The 19,270-nt window shown below is 69.3% G+C and carries 14 protein-coding genes; 6 read left to right on the forward strand and 8 right to left on the reverse strand.

What is annotated here, in order from left to right; all coding sequences use genetic code 11:
- Nucleotides 1–124 precede the first annotated feature (124 nt).
- Nucleotides 125–1,372 carry a glycoside hydrolase family 16 protein gene (locus KZ829_RS31490; protein ID WP_220147493.1) on the forward strand — a complete coding sequence of 416 codons (1,248 nt, stop codon included), beginning with the start codon at nt 125–127 and terminating at the stop codon, nt 1,370–1,372.
- A 45-nt stretch (nt 1,373–1,417) separates the two neighbouring features.
- Here KZ829_RS31490 and KZ829_RS31495 read toward each other — a convergent pair whose 3' ends face one another.
- Both KZ829_RS31495 and KZ829_RS31500 read right to left on the reverse strand, forming a co-directional pair.
- Nucleotides 1,418–4,342, reverse strand: a complete 2,925-nt coding sequence (locus KZ829_RS31495; RefSeq protein WP_220147494.1) for an Eco57I restriction-modification methylase domain-containing protein — start codon at nt 4,340–4,342, stop codon at nt 1,418–1,420.
- A 15-nt stretch (nt 4,343–4,357) separates the two neighbouring features.
- Complete coding sequence (locus KZ829_RS31500; protein WP_220147495.1) at nt 4,358–5,992, reverse strand: Eco57I restriction-modification methylase domain-containing protein; 1,635 nt, start codon at nt 5,990–5,992, stop codon at nt 4,358–4,360.
- A 127-nt stretch (nt 5,993–6,119) separates the two neighbouring features.
- On the opposite strand from KZ829_RS31500, the gene KZ829_RS31505 reads away from it, so the two are divergent.
- Nucleotides 6,120–7,619, forward strand: coding sequence for an LVIVD repeat-containing protein (locus KZ829_RS31505; protein WP_220147496.1), 1,500 nt, complete (start codon nt 6,120–6,122; stop codon nt 7,617–7,619).
- An 82-nt stretch (nt 7,620–7,701) separates the two neighbouring features.
- Here the strand turns inward: KZ829_RS31505 and KZ829_RS31510 are convergent, their stop codons facing one another.
- The 5 genes from KZ829_RS31510 to KZ829_RS31530 are packed head-to-tail and all read right to left on the reverse strand — an operon-like array spanning nt 7,702 to nt 11,522.
- Entirely contained in the window at nt 7,702–8,049 is a 348-nt protein-coding gene (locus KZ829_RS31510; protein ID WP_183224100.1) for a hypothetical protein, read from the reverse strand.
- Nucleotides 8,046–8,678, reverse strand: a complete 633-nt coding sequence (locus KZ829_RS31515) for a hypothetical protein (RefSeq protein ID WP_220147497.1) — start codon at nt 8,676–8,678, stop codon at nt 8,046–8,048. The genes KZ829_RS31510 and KZ829_RS31515 overlap by 4 nt, the downstream gene beginning before the upstream one ends.
- A gap of 28 nt (nt 8,679–8,706) precedes the next feature.
- Nucleotides 8,707–10,857, reverse strand: coding sequence for an AAA family ATPase (locus KZ829_RS31520; RefSeq protein ID WP_308285747.1), 2,151 nt, complete (start codon nt 10,855–10,857; stop codon nt 8,707–8,709).
- Nucleotides 10,858–10,887: 30 nt separating this feature from the next.
- Entirely contained in the window at nt 10,888–11,151 is a 264-nt protein-coding gene (locus tag KZ829_RS31525) for a hypothetical protein (protein WP_220147499.1), read from the reverse strand.
- 50 nt (nt 11,152–11,201) lie between these two features.
- Nucleotides 11,202–11,522, reverse strand: a complete 321-nt coding sequence (locus KZ829_RS31530; protein ID WP_220147500.1) for a hypothetical protein — start codon at nt 11,520–11,522, stop codon at nt 11,202–11,204.
- Between the two features lie 207 nt (nt 11,523–11,729).
- Here KZ829_RS31530 and KZ829_RS31535 point away from each other — a divergent pair, with 207 nt between their 5' ends.
- Nucleotides 11,730–12,278, forward strand: coding sequence for a hypothetical protein (locus tag KZ829_RS31535; protein WP_220147501.1), 549 nt, complete (start codon nt 11,730–11,732; stop codon nt 12,276–12,278).
- A gap of 19 nt (nt 12,279–12,297) precedes the next feature.
- Here KZ829_RS31535 and KZ829_RS31540 read toward each other — a convergent pair whose 3' ends face one another.
- A complete protein-coding gene (locus KZ829_RS31540) occupies nt 12,298–13,857 on the reverse strand; it encodes a hypothetical protein (protein WP_220147502.1) in 1,560 nt (519 codons plus the stop codon).
- A 166-nt stretch (nt 13,858–14,023) separates the two neighbouring features.
- Here KZ829_RS31540 and KZ829_RS31545 point away from each other — a divergent pair, with 166 nt between their 5' ends.
- From KZ829_RS31545 to KZ829_RS31555, 3 genes are all read left to right on the forward strand, one after another.
- Entirely contained in the window at nt 14,024–15,889 is a 1,866-nt protein-coding gene (locus KZ829_RS31545) for a site-specific DNA-methyltransferase (protein ID WP_308285740.1), read from the forward strand.
- A 3-nt stretch (nt 15,890–15,892) separates the two neighbouring features.
- Nucleotides 15,893–18,178, forward strand: coding sequence for a DEAD/DEAH box helicase family protein (locus tag KZ829_RS44675; RefSeq protein WP_220147503.1), 2,286 nt, complete (start codon nt 15,893–15,895; stop codon nt 18,176–18,178).
- A gap of 362 nt (nt 18,179–18,540) precedes the next feature.
- The gene (locus KZ829_RS31555) at nt 18,541–19,224 is read left to right on the forward strand and encodes a biliverdin-producing heme oxygenase (protein ID WP_220147504.1); all 684 of its coding nucleotides are present in this window, start codon (nt 18,541–18,543) and stop codon (nt 19,222–19,224) included.
- Nucleotides 19,225–19,270: the final 46 nt, after the last annotated feature.

Raw genomic sequence — 19,270 nt, forward strand, 5'->3', positions numbered from 1 at the left:
GAAGGTCGCTGTGCGTTTCCTGTTATCCGGCGGTTCCGGAACCCGTCGTCATTGACTGGCGGCTATCGAACTTTAAAGATTGTTACAAATAAGGTTCAGGTTCCCTCTCCCCCGGAGGATCCCCATGCAAAAGTTACGAGCCCTCCTCGGCGCGGCGACCGTCGCGCTCACCCTCGCCGGAACGCTGACCATCACGTCACGCGGAGACACGGCGGACGCCGCCATCGGCCCGGTGACCTGGTCAGATGAGTTCAACGGCGCGGCCGGCGCGGCGATCGACGGATCGAAGTGGAACTTCGACGTCGGCGGTGGCGGTTTCGGCAACAGCGAGTTGCAGTACTACACCAACTCCACCAGCAACGTCCGCCAGGACGGCCAGGGTCACCTGGCGATCACCGCGCGTAAGGAGAACCCGGCCAACTACCAGTGCTGGTACGGCACCTGTCAGTACACGTCGGGCCGGATCCTCACGTCCGGAAAGTTCACACAGAAATACGGCCGGTTCGAGGCCGGCATCAAGGTCCCGAAGGGGCAGGGCATCTGGCCCGCGTTCTGGATGCTCGGCGACAACCTGGGCAGCGTCGGCTGGCCGCAGTCCGGCGAGATCGACATCATGGAGAACGTCGGCAAGGAGCCGAACAAGCTCTACGGCACCGTCCACGGGCCCGGCTACTCCGGCGGCGCCGCCATCGGGGGCAGCCGCACCCTGGGCGCCCCGCTCGGCGACGCCTTCCACTCGTACGCGGTCGAATGGTCTCCGAATCTGATCGTCTGGTACCTGGACGGCGCCGAGTACTTCCGCGTCACCCCGGCCTCGCTCGGCGGCCGCCAGTGGGTCTTCGACCACCCGTTCTTCATGATCCTGAACGTCGCGGTCGGCGGTAACTGGCCGGGCAGCCCGGACGCGAGCACCTCGTTCCCGCAGACCATGCTGGTCGACTACGTGCGCGTCTCGGCCTGGAACGACTCGACCACGCCGCCGCCGGCCACCGGCAACGCGCTGAAGAGCAACTTCAACGGCCGCTGCATCGACATCCCCGGCGCCAACGCCGTCGACGGCGCGCGGCTCCAGATGTACGACTGCAACGGCTCCGCCGCCCAGCAGTGGACCTTCGCGAGTGACGGCACCCTGCGCGCCATGGGCAAGTGCATGGACCCGGCCGGCGGCGCGCTGGCCAACGGCACCCCGATCCAGCTGGTCACCTGCAACGGCAATCCGGTCCAGCGGTTCACCCTGTCGGCCGCCGGCGACCTGGTGAACATCTCGGCGAACCGGTGCGTCGACATCACCGGATGGAACAACGCCAACGGCGCCCAGCTCTCGCTCTGGGACTGCGGCGGCACCGCCAACCAGAAGTGGGCCAGGGCCTGATCTCGTCCCGGCGGGAGACCGGTACCCGGTCTCCCGCCGGAAGGATCAGGTGACGTCCGCCTCGGTCAGACCCCATCGGGCCAGGAAGAACTGATCCATCCGGCGTTTGCCGGCGGCGATCCTCCCGATGATCGCGGTGCGCTCGCGATCGTCGGACTCGGCCAGCTCGCGATGCAGTTTCCGGAGATGGGCCATCTCGGCCGTCACCGAGTCGTGGAAGGCGCGATCCGCCGGATCGGTCAGGTCCAGAGCCGGGACCGGTACGTCCGGGATCACGTCGGTGCCCCGGGCGAAATAGCCGCCACGGAACGGGCTGCCACGCTTACGCAGGAAGAACTCGACCGGCGGCTGATCGAGCAAGGCGAGGAGGAAGTCCAGCGAGACACCGGTGTCCCGCGGATAGAGGGCCACCTCGCCGGCCGTGCCGCCCGAGGAGTAGACGACACCGGTCTCGTCCAGCCCGTACTTGTCGCCCTTCTGGTTCACCGAATAGATGATCTTCGGGGACTGGGTGCAGTAGTCGGTGGCCTGTTTACGGCCGTACGCGTAGAAGGACTGCTGACGGGTGCGCTCGTCCATGTCCCGCCCGCGCATGCTCTCGCTCTGCGCCGACAGATACTCCCAGGCCAACGGGTACACGGACCGCATCTCCGCGACCGGGATGAGGTCGAGCCCCCGGTACGGGAAGATGATCCGGGCGTCGGAGCGCACCGCGTGGTAGGACCGGACGGTGCGCGAGTCCTCCAGGTAGGGGCGGGTGATGCCGACCTCGACCGTCCAGGTCCGGCCGTCCTTGATGAAGCTCACCAGGTCGTTCTTCACCACCGGGCGGTCCAGCACGTACACCTTGTTCCGGCTGGTCTGCACGCCGTTGCGGGCGTCGGCCAGCTCGGCGAGCGGCCTCGACCGGCCCCGGAGCGCGGCCAGCACGCGAGCCTCCCGTTCGTCCGCGGGCAGCACCCACGCGGCGCACGGGTCGGCCGGCAGCAGACTGTCGGTGACCAGGATGCCGTTCGGGGACGGTCCCGCGTACTCCCCGAGCGAGCCGGGCTCGCTGTAGACGAAGCCGTCCCGGTGGCCGCGCCGCGCGACCAGGGCGCACACGTAGATCGACTTACCAGGGAAGATCTGCGCGTTGCGGAAATTGGCCAGCCGGACCGGGCGAACGTCGTCCCGCAGGCGTTCCCGCAGCTTCTCCCCGGTCACCAGGGTCATCCACTTGTTCGGGATCACCACGCCCAGGCAGCCGCCCGGGCGCAGCCGGTCCAGCCCGAACTCGACGAAGGCGAAGTACTTGTCGAACTGCTTGTGCAGCAGGCGATAGTTGAGCCGTAGGTACTCGAACTCCGGCCGATCGAAGGCGCGCATGTCCTCCGTCTTCATGTACGGAGGGTTGCCGACGATCAGGTCGAACGCGGCCGGCAGCCGGTGGTCCCCGAGGTTGAGCGGCCGGGTGTGCGCCAGCTGCTCCTCGGTGGCGCCGGGCAGCTCCCGGACCAGCGTGTTGCCGTGCACGATGTTGCCGGTCAGGTCAGGCAGTATCCGGTCGCCGGAGGGAAGCGAGGCACTGGACTCGTCCTCCAGCAGGCGCACCAGCAGACCGAACCGGGCGATTTCGACGGCGTTGTAGTCGACGTCGATGCCGTAGAAGTTCTCCGCGAGGAAGCGCCGCTTCTCGGTGAAGTGCAGACGCCACTCGTCGTCGCCGGTCTTGTAGACCTTCGTCGAACGGGCCTCGGCCAGCCGCCGGGCATGCCGGTCGGCCAGGACGTCGAAGGCGTGCAGCAGGAACCGGCCCGATCCGGTGGCGAAATCCAGGACCTTCGGCTCGGTGTTCTCCGGCGGTAGCCCGGCGACCGCGTCCCGGACGACCGTGGCGACCACGTCCTCGGGGGTGGTGACCACCTCGCGCCGCGCGTACTCCAGTTTCTTGTTCAGTGTGACGCGCGGGGCGCCGGTCCGGTCGATCGTCAGGTGCTCGGCCAGTGACGCCTCGTAGACCAGGCCGAGGAAAGTCGCGTCCAGCACGGCGAAGCTGAACGGTGAGTACGGCGCGTACAGGTTCTCGACGATGGCGCGCAGCAGGCCACTGTCGACCTGGAGGGAAGGATCCCGGTCCGCCGGCGAGGGCTGGAACAGGCCCGTGTTGTATCGCTTGTCCAGCCTGCTGAACAGCTGGGCGATATCGGTCTGCTGCCCGCTGAACGCCGTCCGCAGGACCTCGGCGCCCTCGATGCCGCGGTCCTCGCACATGCGCACGAAGATCAGCCGGTTCAGCAGGCGCTGCACCAGATCGTTCAGGAGCGGGACCGTGATGTCCGGACGGCGGCTGACGATGTCGTCACCGAGGGCGACACGCCACCGGTTCAGCTGGTCCACGAACGCCTCGTCCGCGGGCACCCGCTGGGCGCCGGCGACGCCGAACCGGGTCGACCACGTCGGGTCCAGCACCGCGTCGCGACTCAGGACCGAACGGATGCCGACCCAGTCGTCGACGAAGTCGAGGTGACGCCAGTGGTGCAGCCGGCACACGGTCGGGCCGTCGGTCTCCGCGGCCGGCACGGTGGTGTCGTAGACGACGAGGTCACGGAAGTTGGTCAGCACCACGATCGGGTGGCCGGCCGTGTAGCCGTACGCCCGCGCTTGGAAGACGCTCGCCATGTCCGCCGTGATGTCCACCGACGGCTTCTTCGCCTCCACGTAGAGGACGCCTGTCCCCTTCCGTCGCAGCGTGTAGTCGGGCTTGCCGGTGGCGGACTGGCGGCTCTGCTCCCGGACGACGTCCTTGACGGACGGGGCCAGGCCGGCCCGGTTCTCCACATCCCAGCCCAGCTCGCGTAGCAGCGGGTCGATGAACTCGCTGCGCGCGTCCGATTCCAGGTACCTCTGCCGGGGTGAGACGTACTGGGGTTCGCCGATCGTGAAGGTGTCGACGAGGGAACGCAGGGCGTCCGACGGCAGCTCGGTCAACGGACCTCCCGGGGCTCAGATCGCGACTGACCGGTTCCGGTCGAGGCGGCGCTGGAGCAGCGTACGACGTGCATCGGCGAGAGTGGCGAGAACCGAGTCGTCCAGGCCGTCCACCACCTTCGCCAGCCGCCGATCCGTCTCCTCGACCAGCAGGCTGTCCTTGTCCGGATCGGTGGACCGGGCGATGCCGTCCAGTTTGTCCAGATCCTCGGCGAGTTCGTCGGCCACGAAGATCCGCAGGCGGGCCACCTCGCTGGGCACCAGCTCCAGCACCCCACCACCGAAGCTGCGGCCCTCGATCTCGGCGCTCAAGATGGTCAGCGAGTTGTGGAACGACGCCGCCACCGCCCGGCCCCGCTGGGCGTACGCCGCGGTGAGCCGGCCCTGGTAGATCGTGTCCGTGGTGATCGCCGACACGGTGTTGAGGACGACCCGCGGGAACAGGTGCGAGCGCTTGGAGAGCATCAGCTCGGCGGGCGCGACCACGGGCACCCGATACCACGGGCTACGGATCCGGCACTTGTACCGCTCGTGCAGCAGATCCTGCTCACCCAGGCCGAGATAGTCGGTGGGGCCGGATGCCGCCATCGGGTCCGGTGCCGTGCCGGAGAAGTCCAGAAGGTGGCCCTTGCTGCCACCGCTGCGGATCAGGTCGTGATCCTCCTGGGTGAAGACCAGCCCGGGGGCGTTGCGGATGCGGGGCAGCAGCGGCCTGGCCCAGGGGGCGAGTTCGTACCTCTCGACGGTCGCCTCGTCCACCGAGAAGAAGTCGTTCGCGCCGGTCACCGTGGCGACGCTGAACCGCACCGCGTTACCGAGGCCGATGCAGCCCGGCAACTGCGAGGCCCCGGTGTACGCGTCCGCCTGGGCCGGGGTCAGCAGGAAGTTCGTCCACGTGGGCGCGCCCGGGCGAACCTGATGGCTCCAGGCCGGCCGCTCCCCACTGTGGTCGAAGACCGTGAGGCTCGCCGTCTCGGCGGAGGCGTCCAACCGTCGCCCGCTGAGTACCACGACCTCCTGTAGCACCCCCGGGAAGGAATTCGGCGGGAAGAGGTCGATCTGCAGTTCGGTGGTGTGGGTGAGCAGCCAGTCCCGGACCATCGAGGCGGAGATCCCGGTGAGGAACTCGGCGGGCAGGATGAAGGCGAACACCCCGCCCGTACGCAGGCAGGAGATGGCCTTCAGCAGGATCGGGATCCACAGGTTGGAGACGCCCTTGAGGGTGACGCCGAGTTGTGTGGCGACCGCCTCCGCCTTGCGCCGCTCGTCGGCGTCGACGAACTGGAAGCGGACGAAGGGCGGATTGCCCACCACCACGTCGAAGGCCGGCGCCAACCGGACGTAGTCGTCCAGAAAACTGCCGTGATGCACGTGCAGGTTTTCGCCGAGGGCCACGCCGCTGTCCCGGCACGCGGCCGCCTCGGGTTCCAGGATCTCGACCGCCACCACGTCGCCGACCCGCTCGCGGAGCGGGTGCCCGGCGATGCCGCGCAGGAACGCCCCGTCGCCGGCGCTGGGCTCCAGCACCCGGAGGGCATCGGTGTCGGTCACCAGCGCGGAGACCCGCTCCAGGCACACCTGGACGAGCCCGGCCGGTGAGTAGAAGCCGCCCCGCAGCTTGTCGGCGGAGACCTCACTGGCCAGCTTCACTGCGGATCTCCCCTGGTCAATCGGTCTTCGGGCGCCGGCACAGTCTAGGCGTGCCCGAAGCGATCTCGATGAAGGCGGGCATCCGTGCCCAGTTTCACGACGCGTCGGCCCCGGATCGTCCCCTCGGTTGATTCGATGCTGGTCGATCGACGAGTTGGAGGGCTACGGGTACGTCGGCGACCTGGCCCTCTCCGCCGACTCCGGCCGGCTCTACTTCGGGGCGTCGCACGCGATCGTCGAGGTGGACACCGGCACCCTGGCCGAGGCGAAGCGGTACCCGCTGGGCGACACCGTCTACCCGGGCGATGTGGTGCCGGCCGGCGGCAAGCTGTGGTTCGGCTACGGCCGCGACGACCGGGGCAGTTTCGGGTCGGTCGATCCGGCGGACTCCACCGTCTGGCTCGACCCGCCGTCGAAGGAGGACGGGTTCTCCGACAGCCAGCCGTATGTCTACGGCAGCCCCGCCGCGCCCGGAACGATCGTGGTGTCCGGCGACCAGTTCGCCCGCGAGGGCAGCATCACGGTGTATGACGTCTCCTCCGGGACCGCGGTGGAGAAGGTTCGGGGTTCCGCCGAGGGGACGGCGGCCAAGGAGACCGCCTTCACCGCCGACGGGACGGGTCTGGTGCGCGTCGCCGACCTGTTCGGGGAGCAGATCCGGGTCAGCGACCTGTCCACCGTCGTGACCTACCCGGCCCTGGCCCGGGCCAACGGCGTCGACGTCGCCACCGACGGCCGGATCGCCGTCTCCGTCGCCAACCAGACGACCGGTGACGACATCTACGTCTTCGAGGGCGCGGGCACCACCGCCATGCAGACCATCCGGCTCCCCGAGGCCGGTGGCGAGGCCGAACCGGGCTCCGGTGAGCTGGTCAGGGACGGTGTGCAGGACCGGGGTATCGCGTGGCAGCCGGGCGGCCCGCGGCTGTTCGCCGTCGCGAAGTACGACAGGGCGTTCCGGCTCTGGGTGCTCAACGCCCCGGCGGACCCGATCGTCAAGCAGACCCCAGCGCTGGCCCTCAACGGCAACGGCGGGATCTTCGGGTACGGCACCACGGTGAACTTCACGGCGCGCCTGGGCGCCACCCACACCAACCGGGTCGTGGAGATCTGGGCCGACCCGTACGGGCCGGAGGCGAACCGGCTGCTCGAGCGGGGAACGGTGAACAGCTCCGGCTACCTCACCGCGAGCCTCAAGGTGACCCGCAACACCACGCTGACCGCGGCATTCGCCGGCGACGAGCGGTACGGCGCACGCACCGTGACGTCCACCGTGCAGACCCGGGTCGCGGTCGCCACCGCGGTCTCGAAGCACTACAAGACCGCTAAGAAGGGCTCGGTCTCCTACTTCTACTTCCACAAGAAGGCGACCCCGAAGTTCACCACCACGATGACCGCCTACCCCGGCCGTCGCCAGCAGGTCACCGTCGAGTACTGGTCGGGCGGGAAGTGGCGTGCCTGGAGCAAGAGCTTCGTCGCGGTGAAAGCGGACGGGAAGTCGGTCGCCGCCTTCACCGGCACGCACCGGGTCGGCGTCAAGTTCCGGGTTCGTGCCGCGTACCTCAAGGGCACCTCCGGCGACAGCGCCAACTACACGACGTACGGCTACTTCACCTTCACCAAGTGATCCTTCACCAAGTGATCTTTCATCAGGTGCTCTGATGACGAAGGAGCCGGTGGCGTACCCTGCCCCGGCTCCTCCGCCGGTCTCACCACTCGCCCAGGTTCTCCAGGAACCGCTGCATCCACTGCCGGCCGGCCACGCTGGTGATCTGCCCGGCGGTGGACAGCGCGTTCGCCAGGTGCGCGGACGAGGTGGGGCGGAAGTCGGTCTGGTGCGCCTCGCACGCGTACCGCCAGCTCTTCACGTGCTCGACGCACCGGCAGCTCGTGCAGCGGTACTGGGCACTGCTGCCCACCTGCACGAACCCGTCGTCGGAGGCGTGGAACCACTGCGCCGCCGGGCCGGGCTCCTTCTGTTCGGACAGGCAGGCCGGGCAGCGCATCACCAGGCTGAACCACTCGGCTTCCGGAACCTGGGTGTCGTACTGACTCATCTCGGTTCCTCCTTCGCGGGCTGGGGGTGGTCGATCAGATAGGCCAGGTGCACGGCCAGCTTCCGGTTGAGTTCGCTGAGCCGGACCAGACCGCTGCTCCGGCTGCGGGCGCGGGTGTGGAGGTGCCGGCTGGCCTCCAGCCGGGAGTCGGCGAGGAACCGTTCCTCGATCTTGTCGGACTCGTGCAGGCCACGGCCGAGCGCTTCGGCGGCGTCCAGGATGTCCGTCTCGGTGGGCACGACCTCGTCGAGATCCGGCAGCTCGTACGGGTGGTCCATGATGCAGTGCAGCACCGGTACGGCGTACTCGTCGGTGACCGCGAGCGGCCGCCGGGCCCGGCCGCCGAACCAGCGCAGAAAGTCGTCGATCATCCACTGCGCGTCCCCGATGACCGGTTTGACGATCCGTTCGAGGCTCTTGATCTGGAGGTGGACCTCCCACCGGACGTCCAGCTCCGACTCGGTGATCCGGTCCCGGTCCGGGTGCTGGTCGAGCCGGGTGGCGGTCAGATTGCGGTAGCCCTCGCTCACCTGCTCGAGCCGCTCCAGCGAGTTGAGCAGCCGCTCCCAGGTGTCGTCGAGGAACTGGAGGGTCACCTGCTTCGGCGATTCCATGGTCTGCCGTGGCACGGCTTGACGGCGACCTCCGTTGGGGATGTCAGACACTGAGCTCGTCCTCCTCCGGACTGGTGGTACGGGTGTGTGTGGCACGGTCGAGAGCCGTGATGAGGTGTTGTTTCCGGACGACCGGGTGATCCGGTTCGTCCCACAGCGCGCCGGTCAGCGCGTCGTCGCAGACCCGCAGCGCCTCGCCGATCGAACGGTCGCGGAGTTCGGCGGCCAGCTCGTCGGCGGTCACCTCACCGTCCAGGTACGGGGCGAGGCGGCGCTGCACGACCGTACGGATCTCCGTGGACGACGGCGGGCCCAGCTCGACGACGTCGGAGAAGAGCGGGTCGTGCCGGACCGCCGGAGGCAGGCCCCCGGTGCGGGCGGTGACGATCACCGAGGCCGCGGTGGCGTACGTCAGCTGGGTCATCTCGTTGTCCACCTGGGCGAGCAGGCGGCGGACCAGGTCGGCATCGCCGGCGGTGAGCCGGTCGAGGTCGTCGATCAGCACAATGCTCGGCGACGTCTGCCGGGCCTTCACGAAGGTGTCGCGGATCATCCGCTCGGCCTCACCCGCCCACGGGCTGAGCAGCTCGATCGCCGGCAGGCGCAGGAGCGTCGCCGACATCCGCCGGGCCAGCGCCCCGACCAGGCAGGTCTTGCCGCCGAGCGGCGGTCCGGTGAGCAGCAGCGCGCCGGGCCGGGCCACGCCCAGCCCGGCCAGCCGTTCCCGTCGGGTGAGCGGCCAGTCGACGAGCTGGAGCAGGGCCTGTTTCGCCGCCTCCAGGCCGGTCAGATCGTCCCAGTCCGGTCCGCTGAGCGCCGGGCGCAACTCACGGAACGCCGACGGCTGCACGGTCCGCAGCCCTTCGGCGAAGTCGTCCGGGCCCACCTCGGCGCGGCTCAGCGAGGCCGGATCCAGACCGCTGCCCATCAGGCGCCGGGCCGCCGCGAACGCCGCCTCCTGCACCAGGCTGGCCAGGTCGGCGCCGACGAACCCGACGGTCCGTTCGGCCAGGTCGTCGAGGTCCACGCCGGCGGCCAGCGGGGTGCCACGGCTGTGCACCCGCAGGATGTCGCGGCGCCCGGCCTGATCCGGTGCGGCGATCTCCACCTCGTGGTCGAAGCGGCCCGGGCGGCGCAGGGCCGGGTCGATCGCCGCCGGCCGGTTGGTGGCGCCGATGACCACCACCTGGCCGCGGCCGTGCAACCCGTCCAGCAGCGTGAGCAGCTGACTGACCAGGCGGACCTCCAGGTCGCCGGAGACCCGGTCCCGGGACGGCGCGATCGAGTCCAGCTCGTCGATGAAGACCACGCTCGGCTGCTTCTCGGCCGCCTCGGCGAACACCTCCCGAAGCTTGCGCTCGGCCTCGCCGTAGAACTTGGACATCACCTCGGGGCCGTTGATCAGGAAGAAGTGGGCGCCCATCCGCTTGGCCACGGCCCGGGCGAGCAGCGTCTTACCGGTGCCCGGCGGGCCGTGCAGGATGATGCCGCGGGCCGCGCCGATGCCGAGCCGGGTGAACAGCTCCGGCTGCTCGGCCGGCCAGATGACCAGCTCGGTGATCCGCCGGATCGGCGCGTCCAGGCCGCCGATGTCCGCGAAGACGTCCTCCGCGGCCTCCGGGCGGCCGGTGGTGCGGTCGGCGGTGTCCGGGCCGGTGGCGTCCTGGAGGGTCACCACGGTCTCCGGGGTGCACCGGACCGGCACATCGGGCGGGTCGGCGGCGACCACCTCGAAGGTCAGGTCCGCCCCGCCGGCCGGCAGCGAGAACCGGTGGCCGGGCAGGAAGGTGAGCCCGGAGTCGGTGAGGCGCACCCGTACCCCACCGGCCTGCACCCGCCCGGCCGGGAGACCGGCGACCCGGGCCAGCGTCACCTCGGTCGCGGGCCGGGCGTCCCGCTCCGGATCCCACCGCTCCACCCGGACGCTCTCACCGGCGGTGATCCCGGCGTTGTCCATGATGTATCCCTGCACCGCCACGATGCCCGGCGCGAGGTGCTCGCCGGTGTGCAGGCGGGCGTATCCGGCCGCTCCGGTGGACGGGTTCACCAGCCGGACGTACCGGGGTGCGCGGTCGTCGTGCCCGCCGGAGACGCCGAGTCGCGGGGCGACGTCGGCCGCCACCACGGCCAGATGCATGCCGCGATGCCGCGGCTCCTCCGGCACGGCGGTCAGGACGACGCCGGGTTGGGCCACTCGCAATGCATTTCCCCTTTCGGTACGCCCTCACCAGTCCGCGAGGTTGGTCAGCACGCTCATCAGCCAGCGGCGGCCGCCGGCCTGTACGAGGGCGGCGGACATGCTCATCGAGCCGGCGAACAGCGCTGAATTGGTGGCGCGGTAGTCACCACTGTGGTTGCTGCACGAATAGCGCCAATTCGACACATGGCTCTCCTCCCAGCAGCTCGTACAGCGGATCGACGCATTGCTGCCGAGCTCCAGTGGCCCGCCGCAGTCGTGGTACCAGTAACTGGCCACGGTGCTTCGCATCCCGCTGCCGACGCATGCCGGGCACCGGAAGTAGAGGCGGTGATAAGTGATCACCAGTCGCCGAGGTTTTCCAGGAAGGTCATCAGCCAGCGGCGACCGGCGACGCTGGTGAGCTGGCCGGCGGTCGACACGGCGTTGGCCAGATGGGCGGAGGTGGTCGCCCGGAAATCCGATTCGTGCTGCTGGCAGGCATACCGCCAATTACGCACATGGTGGCGCTGAAAGCAGCTCTTGCATTGGTAGTTGGCGTCGTCGCCGATCTGGAGTCCACCGCCGCACTGATGGTGATACCAGTAACCGGGCAATCCGCCGTCCCGCCCGTCGGCGATGCACGCCGGGCAACGGATGACTAAATCGAAGTACTGGGCCATGACCCTGTCTGGCGGACAGGTTCCCGGCCATTCACGTTCCACATCGAGATCACCATCAATTCACACCCGGACGGGTAGTGAAACATCGACGTTCGGACGAGCGCCGGTCCTCCACATCAGCCACCGGCGAACCGGATGACGACCCCGTTCGTAAGATGCCATGGGCCGCCGACCGGTGGCTGTCCCGGTCCGTGGAGGGGAACCACTGTGAAGGCATCGCTGGCCGAGCGGCGACAGGCCGGTTTGACCGCGCTCTACCTGGGTGTCTTCGGAATGATCTGGTTCAGCGTGCCGGACAGCCGGCCGCCTCTGGGCACCTACCTCGTGGTGGGCAGCCTGACCTCGATCCTGGTGGCCGGCATCGGCGCGCTGGTGGTGCTGCGGGCCCACCGGGAGGGCCCGGTGGAACGGAACACGACCACCGACCGCCGGTATCTGGTGATCTTCGCGGGAGAGCTGGCGGCGGCCGGTTTCGGAGCCGTGCTGCTCGCCGTCGTCCATCAGTCCGAGTACATCCCGGTCCTGGTCGGTGCGGTCGTCGGGCTGCACTTTGTGCCGCTCGCGCCGGTGCTGCGGGATCCCGCGCTGCGGGTGCTCGGTGGCGCGGTCTGTCTGGCCGCGCTGGCCGGCCTGATCGCCGGGCTGGTCTCGGACGTGCCGCCGGCGCGGGTGACCGCCTCCGGCATCGGGGTGCTGCTCCTCGGCTACGCCATCGGAGCGCTGATCCGGATCGTGGTGCGGCGGCCCGGCCGGTGAGACCGGGCCGCCGGCTTCGTCAACCGATCGCGTACGCCCGGAAGACGGTCGCCTCGGTGTAACCACCGTTGGTGTAGATGGCCCGGGTGCGCAGCGAGACCGCGCCGGACGCCGGGTTCGGGACGATCGCGTGCCAGACGCCGTTGATCTTCCGAATCGGGACGGAACGCCAGGTCCGCCCGCCGTCGGAGGAGATCTTCGTGGTCAGCGACTTGAGCTTCGGGTTCGCGATCCTCTTGGCGTCGGTGTCGTGAGCGGCCCGGGTGAGGCTGATCGCGACGTTGGTGGTGCTGCCGGCCTTGGCGCGGTTCCAGTTGTTCAGGCCGGACGGGAAGTGCTGCACGGAGAAGAGCGCGGGCAGCACGCTGGTGTTCGGCTTCGCGTGGAAGCGGAAGACGACGCCGGATGCGGTGGAGAGCATCCCGCTCGGCAGGGTGATGCCCGGGTAGTACCGGGTGGCGTTGGCGGTGAGGGTGTACCAGCCCGGCTTCTTGACCCAGTAGCTGAGCACCGGCGAGTACGCGCCGTAGGTGGACAGCTTCCGGGTCTTCACCGTCTTGCCGCCGGTCTTGAGGGTGGCGACGACCTTGGCCGGGTCGCCGTAATCCCGGAACGCCGGATCGTTGAACATGTCGTAGAGGGGGTAGTCCAGCCGTCCCCGGATCACCGTCGGCAGCTCGTAGCCCGGCCCCTTGACCGCCCCGTTGAAGCGGACGAACGCGGACTTGCCGGCTTTGACGGTGCGCAGCGCGAACAGGCTGTCGACGTTCCAGCTCTCGCCGCTCGTGGCGGTCGCGTGGCTGTCGCTGCGCACGTGCCACTTACCCGGGGTCAGGTGGACCTTCGAGTAGGTCGGCGCCTCGCTGTTGAACAGGTTCGAGTACAGGTCGTTGGCGCACCCCTCCTGCGGCTGCACGGCGATGCCGTTGTCGTTCGCGAGGCCGGTGCCGCGCCGGGAGTCGATCGTGACCGTGCCGAGCGACGTCCGCTTGAAGGCGCGGGACGGGGTGCTCGGAACGCCGTTGCTCCGGTGCACGACCGCGTAGCTGTCCCCGGCGCCGATCCCGTTGCTCCAGGTGCCCATGGCGGCGAACTGGATCTTCTTCGAGGCGGTGGGGATGACGTACACCGGGCTGCCGTCGGAGCCGTACGCCTCGACCGCCGAGCTTTGGAAGTCGTCGACGCAGAGCCTCGCCTGCGTCGACTTCGCCAGCCCGGTGACCGCGGGGCTGAGACCCAGGTTGACCGGCTTGCCGTAGCGGGCGTCGAGGGTCAGCCTGCTCGAGCCGGACACCTTCACCGGCTTGCCGCCGAGGGTGGTGGTGTAGCCGGTCGGGATCGCGGCCAGCACGGCGTAAGTGCCTTTCGGCAGCTTCTTCGCCTTCCCGGTACGGATCGTGTACGAACGGTTCGAGCTGACGTTGATCACGGTGGCCGCGATGCTCACCTTGGCGCCGGAGCGGTTGATCGCGGTGACGGTCAGTGTGTTCGTGGCCGCGACCGCGGAACCGGCCGTGCTGACGAGGACGGCCGCGGAGACGGCCGTGGTGATCAAAGATCGAGAAAGGAGAGTGAACATCCATCAACCCCGTGAATGAAAGAAGAGTTCAAAGATCATCGCATAGAACGGAACGGTATCGATGTCCCCGGGTTATCGCCCTCCTGATGGGCTTTGTCCCCCGCGTACCGAAAATGGCGGTGTAAGGTCCGGTTTTTACCGCTTGGGCGAGTAGGCTCCGGGTCCTGTGGACAGCCTGAGGCGGGACAGCGTGGACCCGGCGGCGCGCGACGCCGACCGGCTCGCCGAGCTGTTTCCCATGGCCGTCACCGAGGTGATCGGCGCGGACGGCCGGGCGACCAGGGCCATCGACTTCGATCAGCTGCGGCGGCGGCTCGGTGACCACGTGGTCGAGGGCGACCGGGAGCGTTACCGGCTGGACTGGCCGGGCAAGCGGCGGGCGCAACGCGAGGCGCGTGAACCGGCATTCGGGACATTGCGTCCCGTCCGCTCCGAGTCGGTGGATTTCGACACCACCGGCAACCTGTTCATCGAGGGCGACAACCTCGACGTGCTGCGGCTGTTGCAGGAGCCGTACCTCGGGCGGATCAAGCTGATCTACATCGACCCGCCTTACAACACCGGCAACGACTTCATCTACGACGACGACTTCTCGCAGACCCGGTCCGGGTATCTGACCGGATCCGGGCAGGTCGGCGCGGGTGGGGTGCCGCTGGTCGCCAATCCCGAGTGGGGCGGGCGGTTCCACTCGAACTGGCTGACCATGATGTACCCGCGGCTGGCCCTGGCCCGGAACCTGCTGGCCGACGACGGGGTCATCTTCATCTCGATCGACGACCACGAGATCGACAACCTCAAGAAGATCGGTACGGAGATCTTCGGTGAGCAGAACTTCGTCGCGCAGATCATCTGGCAGAAGGTGTACGCCCCGAAGAACTCGGCCCGCTGGTTCTCCGAGGACCACGACTACATCCTGGTCTTCGCGCGGAACCGGGAGCGCTGGCAGCCCCGGCCGCTGGCCCGGACCGAGGCCATGGAGGCGCGCTACCGCAACCCCGACGACGACCCGCGCGGCCCGTGGAAGGCCGAGAACATGTCGGCCCGCAACCGGTACGACGCCGGTGTCTACCCGATCACCGCGCCGTCCGGCCGGGTCATCGACGGGCCGCCCCGGGGCAGCTACTGGCGCATCTCCCGGCAGCGGTTCGACGAGCTGGACGCGGACGGGCGGATCTGGTGGGGCGCGGACGGCGACAACGTGCCCGCGGTCAAGCGGTTCCTCTCCGAGGTGGCGGCCGGGCGCACCCCGCAGACGCTGTGGCCGTACGACGAGGTCGGGCACACCCAGGACGCCAAACGGGCACTGCTGCGCTACGTCCCGTTCGAGAACACGGCGAACGTTCTCAACTCGGTCAAGCCGGTCGAGCTGGTCCGGCGCATCCTCCAGCTGGCCGGCGAACCGGGTGACGGCGACATCGTGCTCGACTTCTTCAGCGGCAGCGGCACCACCGCGCACGCCGTCCTGGAACAGAACCTGGCGGACGGCGGCAACCGGCGCTTCATCGGCGTGCAGATCCCGGAGCCGCTGCCGGTCGCCGAGGCCGGGCTGGCGTCCATCTTCGAGATCGGCCTGACCCGGGTCCGCAACGTGGCCGCCGAGATCCGCGCCCGGCACCCCGGCACGGCCCTGGACCTCGGGTTCCGGGTGCTGCGCTGGGACACCTCGGGTCTCGCCGACGCCCGGGTGCCGCCGGACACGCTCGACCAGGCCGGCCTGGTCGCGCACACGGACCGGATCCGGCCCGGGCGCACCGGGGAGGACCTGCTGCTCCAGGTGCAGCTGGACTGGGGTCTGGACCCGGCCACGCCGATCACGGTGGCGACGGCCGACGGGCGCGAGATCCTGGTCGCCGGTGAGCTGGTCGCCTGTTTCGCCGCCACGGTCAGCCCGGCGGCGGTCCGGGCGGTCGCCGAGCGGCGGCCGCGGTGGGCGGTCTTCCGGGACTCGGCGTTCGCCGGGGACGCCGACCGGATCAACGCCGGCCAGGTGTTCGCCGAGGTGTCGCCGGCCACCGACGTGAAGGTCCTGTGAGCGGTGCGGCTCCAGTTCAAGGTGCAGGCGTACCAGAGCGAGGCGGTGGCCGCCGTGGTGGACTGCTTCGCCGGGCAGCCGCGACGGGATCCGGGCAACCGCAACGCGCCGCTGCGGCTGGACCCGGAGCGGCTGCTGGCGAACATCCGGGCCGTGCAGAGGCGGGCCGGGCTGCCGCTCTCCACGGCGCCGGCCCGCAGCGACGCGGCCCCGGACGGCACCCCGAACCTGGATGTCGAGATGGAGACGGGCACCGGCAAGACCTACGTCTACATCAAGACGATCATGGAACTGAACCGGCGGTACGGCTGGGCGAAGTTCATCGTGGTGGTGCCCGGGGTGGCGATCCGCGAGGGGGTGCGCCGGTCGTTCGAGGTCACCGGCGAGCACTTCCGGCAGGCGTACGGCACGCGGCCGCGGCATTTCGTGTACGACTCCGCGGAGCTGCACGAACTGGAACGGTTCCGGGACGGCGCCGGCGTACAGGTGATGATCATCAACGTTCAGGCGTTCAACTCGGCGGCCCGTGACAACCGGCGCATCTACGACGAGCTGGACGCGTTCCGGTCCCGGCGGCCGATCGACGTGATCAGCGCGGCGCGACCGGTCGTGATCATCGACGAGCCGCAGCGGATCGGCTCGGCGCGGTCGCTCGCGTCACTGAGCCGGTTCGACCCGCTGATGGTGCTGCGGTACTCGGCCACCCACCGGGTCACCCACGATCTGGTGCACCGGCTGGACGCGCGGGAGGCGTACCGGGAAAGGCTTGTCAAAAAGATCACCGTGATCGGGCTGGAGTCGCCGTCGTCGGCGCCGGTCGCCGCGATCCGGCGGGTGCAGATCCGTGAGGTGATCCGGGCCCACCTGGACAAGGAGCGGGAGCTCTGGGCGCGCGGGATCAAGGTGCTGTCCCTGCTCTTCATCGACCGGGTCAGCCGGTACCGGGACTACTCGGCCGACGACGAGCTGGGGGAGTACGCCCGGATCTTCGTCGAGGAGTATCAGGATCTGGTCGCGGCCGAGCCGGACGGCGACTACCGGCGCCACCTGGCGTCGATCCCGGTGGAGCGGACCCACCAGGGCTACTTCGCGATCGACCGGCGCACCCGGCGCTGGGTCGACCCGACGTCAACCGATATAGACGCATATAGTCTGATCTTGCGGGATCGGGAGCGGCTGCTGTCGCCGGAGGAGCCGGTCCGGTTCATCTTCTCCCACTCCGCCCTGCGTGAAGGGTGGGACAACCCGAACGTCTTCGTCATGGGCATGCTCAAGAGCAGCGACAACATCGTGTCCCGGCGGCAGGAGGTGGGCCGGGGGTTGCGGCTCGCGGTGGACCGCGACGGCGAGCGGATGGACGATCCGGCCGTCGTGCACGAGATCAACGAGCTGACCGTGGTGACCGACGAGTCCTACGCGTCCTTCGTGGCCGGACTGCAGAAGGAGGCCGGTTTCGGGGCCGTGACCGACGGCCGTCGTCTCACCCGGCTCGCGCGCAACGCCAACTTCCACCGGCCGGAGTTCCAGGCGGCGGTGGAGCGGATCAGCCGTCGGGCCGTCTACCGGGTCGATTTCGACTCCACCGAGCTGATCGCCCGCTGTGTCGCCGCTCTCGATGCCTCGCTGCGTGTCGATCCACTGCGGATCGCGGTGCAGGCCGGTCAACAAGTACGGACATATCCGATCTGCGGCGAGACCCGGGACCTGATCGGCGAGATCACGGAGACGACCGGCCTCACCCGGCACACGGTCGGGGACATCCTCGCCGGAGTCGACCCGCAGACCTTCGGCCTGTACCGCAACGACCCCGCCCATTTCACCGAGGCAACTGCAATCCTGATAAACCGGGAAAAGTCTGAATTGGTCTTGCAGGGGCTCAGTTACGACATCCTCCCCGTCCACCGGGAGATCTTCACCGACCTCCGGCCCAGGATCGACCTCACCCGCGCCGGCCCGCGACTCGCCAAGAACATCTACGACCACGCCACCACCGACCTCGCCCTGATCCACGAGCTGGAGACCCGCGAGGACGTCGTCGTCTACGCCCGACTGCCCGGCGACTACGTCATCCCCACCCCACTCGGCGACTACCACCCCGGCTGGCTGGTGGCCCTCGACAACGGCTGCACGGTGATCGCAGACGACAAGAGCACCGACCCGGCGCGGATCGAGTGCGCCAAGCGCTTCTTCGCGGCCCTGGACGTCCCGTTCAGCGTCGCGGCACCACGAGCGGTGTCCCGGCCCGCGGATGGCCGAACACCTCGATCCCGTGCTGGTACACGTCGCTGAGCACCCCTCGGTGAACACCTCCCGGGGCGGCCCCGGCACCGCGGACCCGTCCGGCGGCCAGGACGTAGGCCCGATCCGCGTACGCCGCCGCCGGCTACCTGGTCGGCAACACCGGCAACGTCCGTCTCGGCGGCACCGGCTCGGTACGGGTGAACGGCCCGTTCGGCTGGCGGCGGGTATCTTGTACGTCGCCTTCCGATTTGTCCGCCGCGGGCTGTCCCGCAGGCGGCTGAAGAACCGCCCAACGGGTCTGGACCCGGCGGCCGCTCAATGAGGATGATCGAGATGACATCGACGTCGTGTCGCGTCCCCGTGACCCCCTGCCGCGCCACCAACTCGATGATCAGGAAGGACGAGCCGAGATGACCGACTTCTCCACCCGCATCCGCCGCGCCACCATGGTTGAACACCGTGAGGCCGAGACCCGCAGCTTCATCTCCCGCCTGATGGCCGGTTCGGTGCCGATGGCCGGTTACGCCGCCCTCACCGCCCAGTACCTGACCATCTACCGGGAGCTGGAGTCCGCCGCCGCCCGCATGCGCACCGGTCCGGTCGCCGGTGCCGCCGGGGAGCTGGTCGCGGGCTTCGCCGATCCGGCGCTGACCCGGGTGCCGTCCCTGGAAGCCGACCTGGCCCACCTCTACGGCCCGGACTGCGAGTCGGTCATCACCGTCCTCGACTCCACCCGCCGCTACGCCGAGCGTCTCCGTGAACAGGCGGCCACCTCGCCCACCCACTTCATCGCCCACCACTACGTCCGTTACCTGGGCGACCTCAGCGGCGGCCAGATGATCGGCCGCACCCTGGCCAATCTCTACGGCCTGGGTGAGGCCGGCACCTCGTTCTACCGCTTCGAGCAGATCCCCGACCCGCGCGCCTACAAGATCGCCTACCGGGCGCGACTCGACGCCCTCGACCTGACCGAGGACCAGGCCGAGATCATGCTGGCCGAGGCCCGGCTCGCCTTCCGCTGCAACGCCGACATCTTCGTCGAACTCGGCGCCCACTATCCGGAGAACCCGGAAGACCTGGCCCCCGCCGCCTGACGCCCCGCGCTTGGCGCCCGACCGGGCGCCAAGCGTCCTCCCGCGC

The sequence above is a fragment of the Actinoplanes hulinensis genome (assembly GCF_019429605.1).
Taxonomy (GTDB): Bacteria; Actinomycetota; Actinomycetes; order Mycobacteriales; family Micromonosporaceae; genus Actinoplanes; species Actinoplanes campanulatus.

Excerpts from the sequence above, each read along its gene's own strand:
- KZ829_RS31525 (WP_220147499.1), bottom strand. The coding sequence starts at position 11,151 with ATGCGAAGCACCGTGGCCAGTTACTGGTACCACGACTGCGGCGGGCCA.
- KZ829_RS31530 (WP_220147500.1), bottom strand. The coding sequence starts at position 11,522 with ATGGCCCAGTACTTCGATTTAGTCATCCGTTGCCCGGCGTGCATCGCC.
- KZ829_RS31540 (WP_220147502.1), bottom strand. The coding sequence starts at position 13,857 with ATGTTCACTCTCCTTTCTCGATCTTTGATCACCACGGCCGTCTCCGCG.
- KZ829_RS31510 (WP_183224100.1), bottom strand. The coding sequence starts at position 8,049 with ATGAGTCAGTACGACACCCAGGTTCCGGAAGCCGAGTGGTTCAGCCTG.
- KZ829_RS31555 (WP_220147504.1), top strand. The coding sequence starts at position 18,541 with ATGACCGACTTCTCCACCCGCATCCGCCGCGCCACCATGGTTGAACAC.
- KZ829_RS31490 (WP_220147493.1), top strand. The coding sequence starts at position 125 with ATGCAAAAGTTACGAGCCCTCCTCGGCGCGGCGACCGTCGCGCTCACC.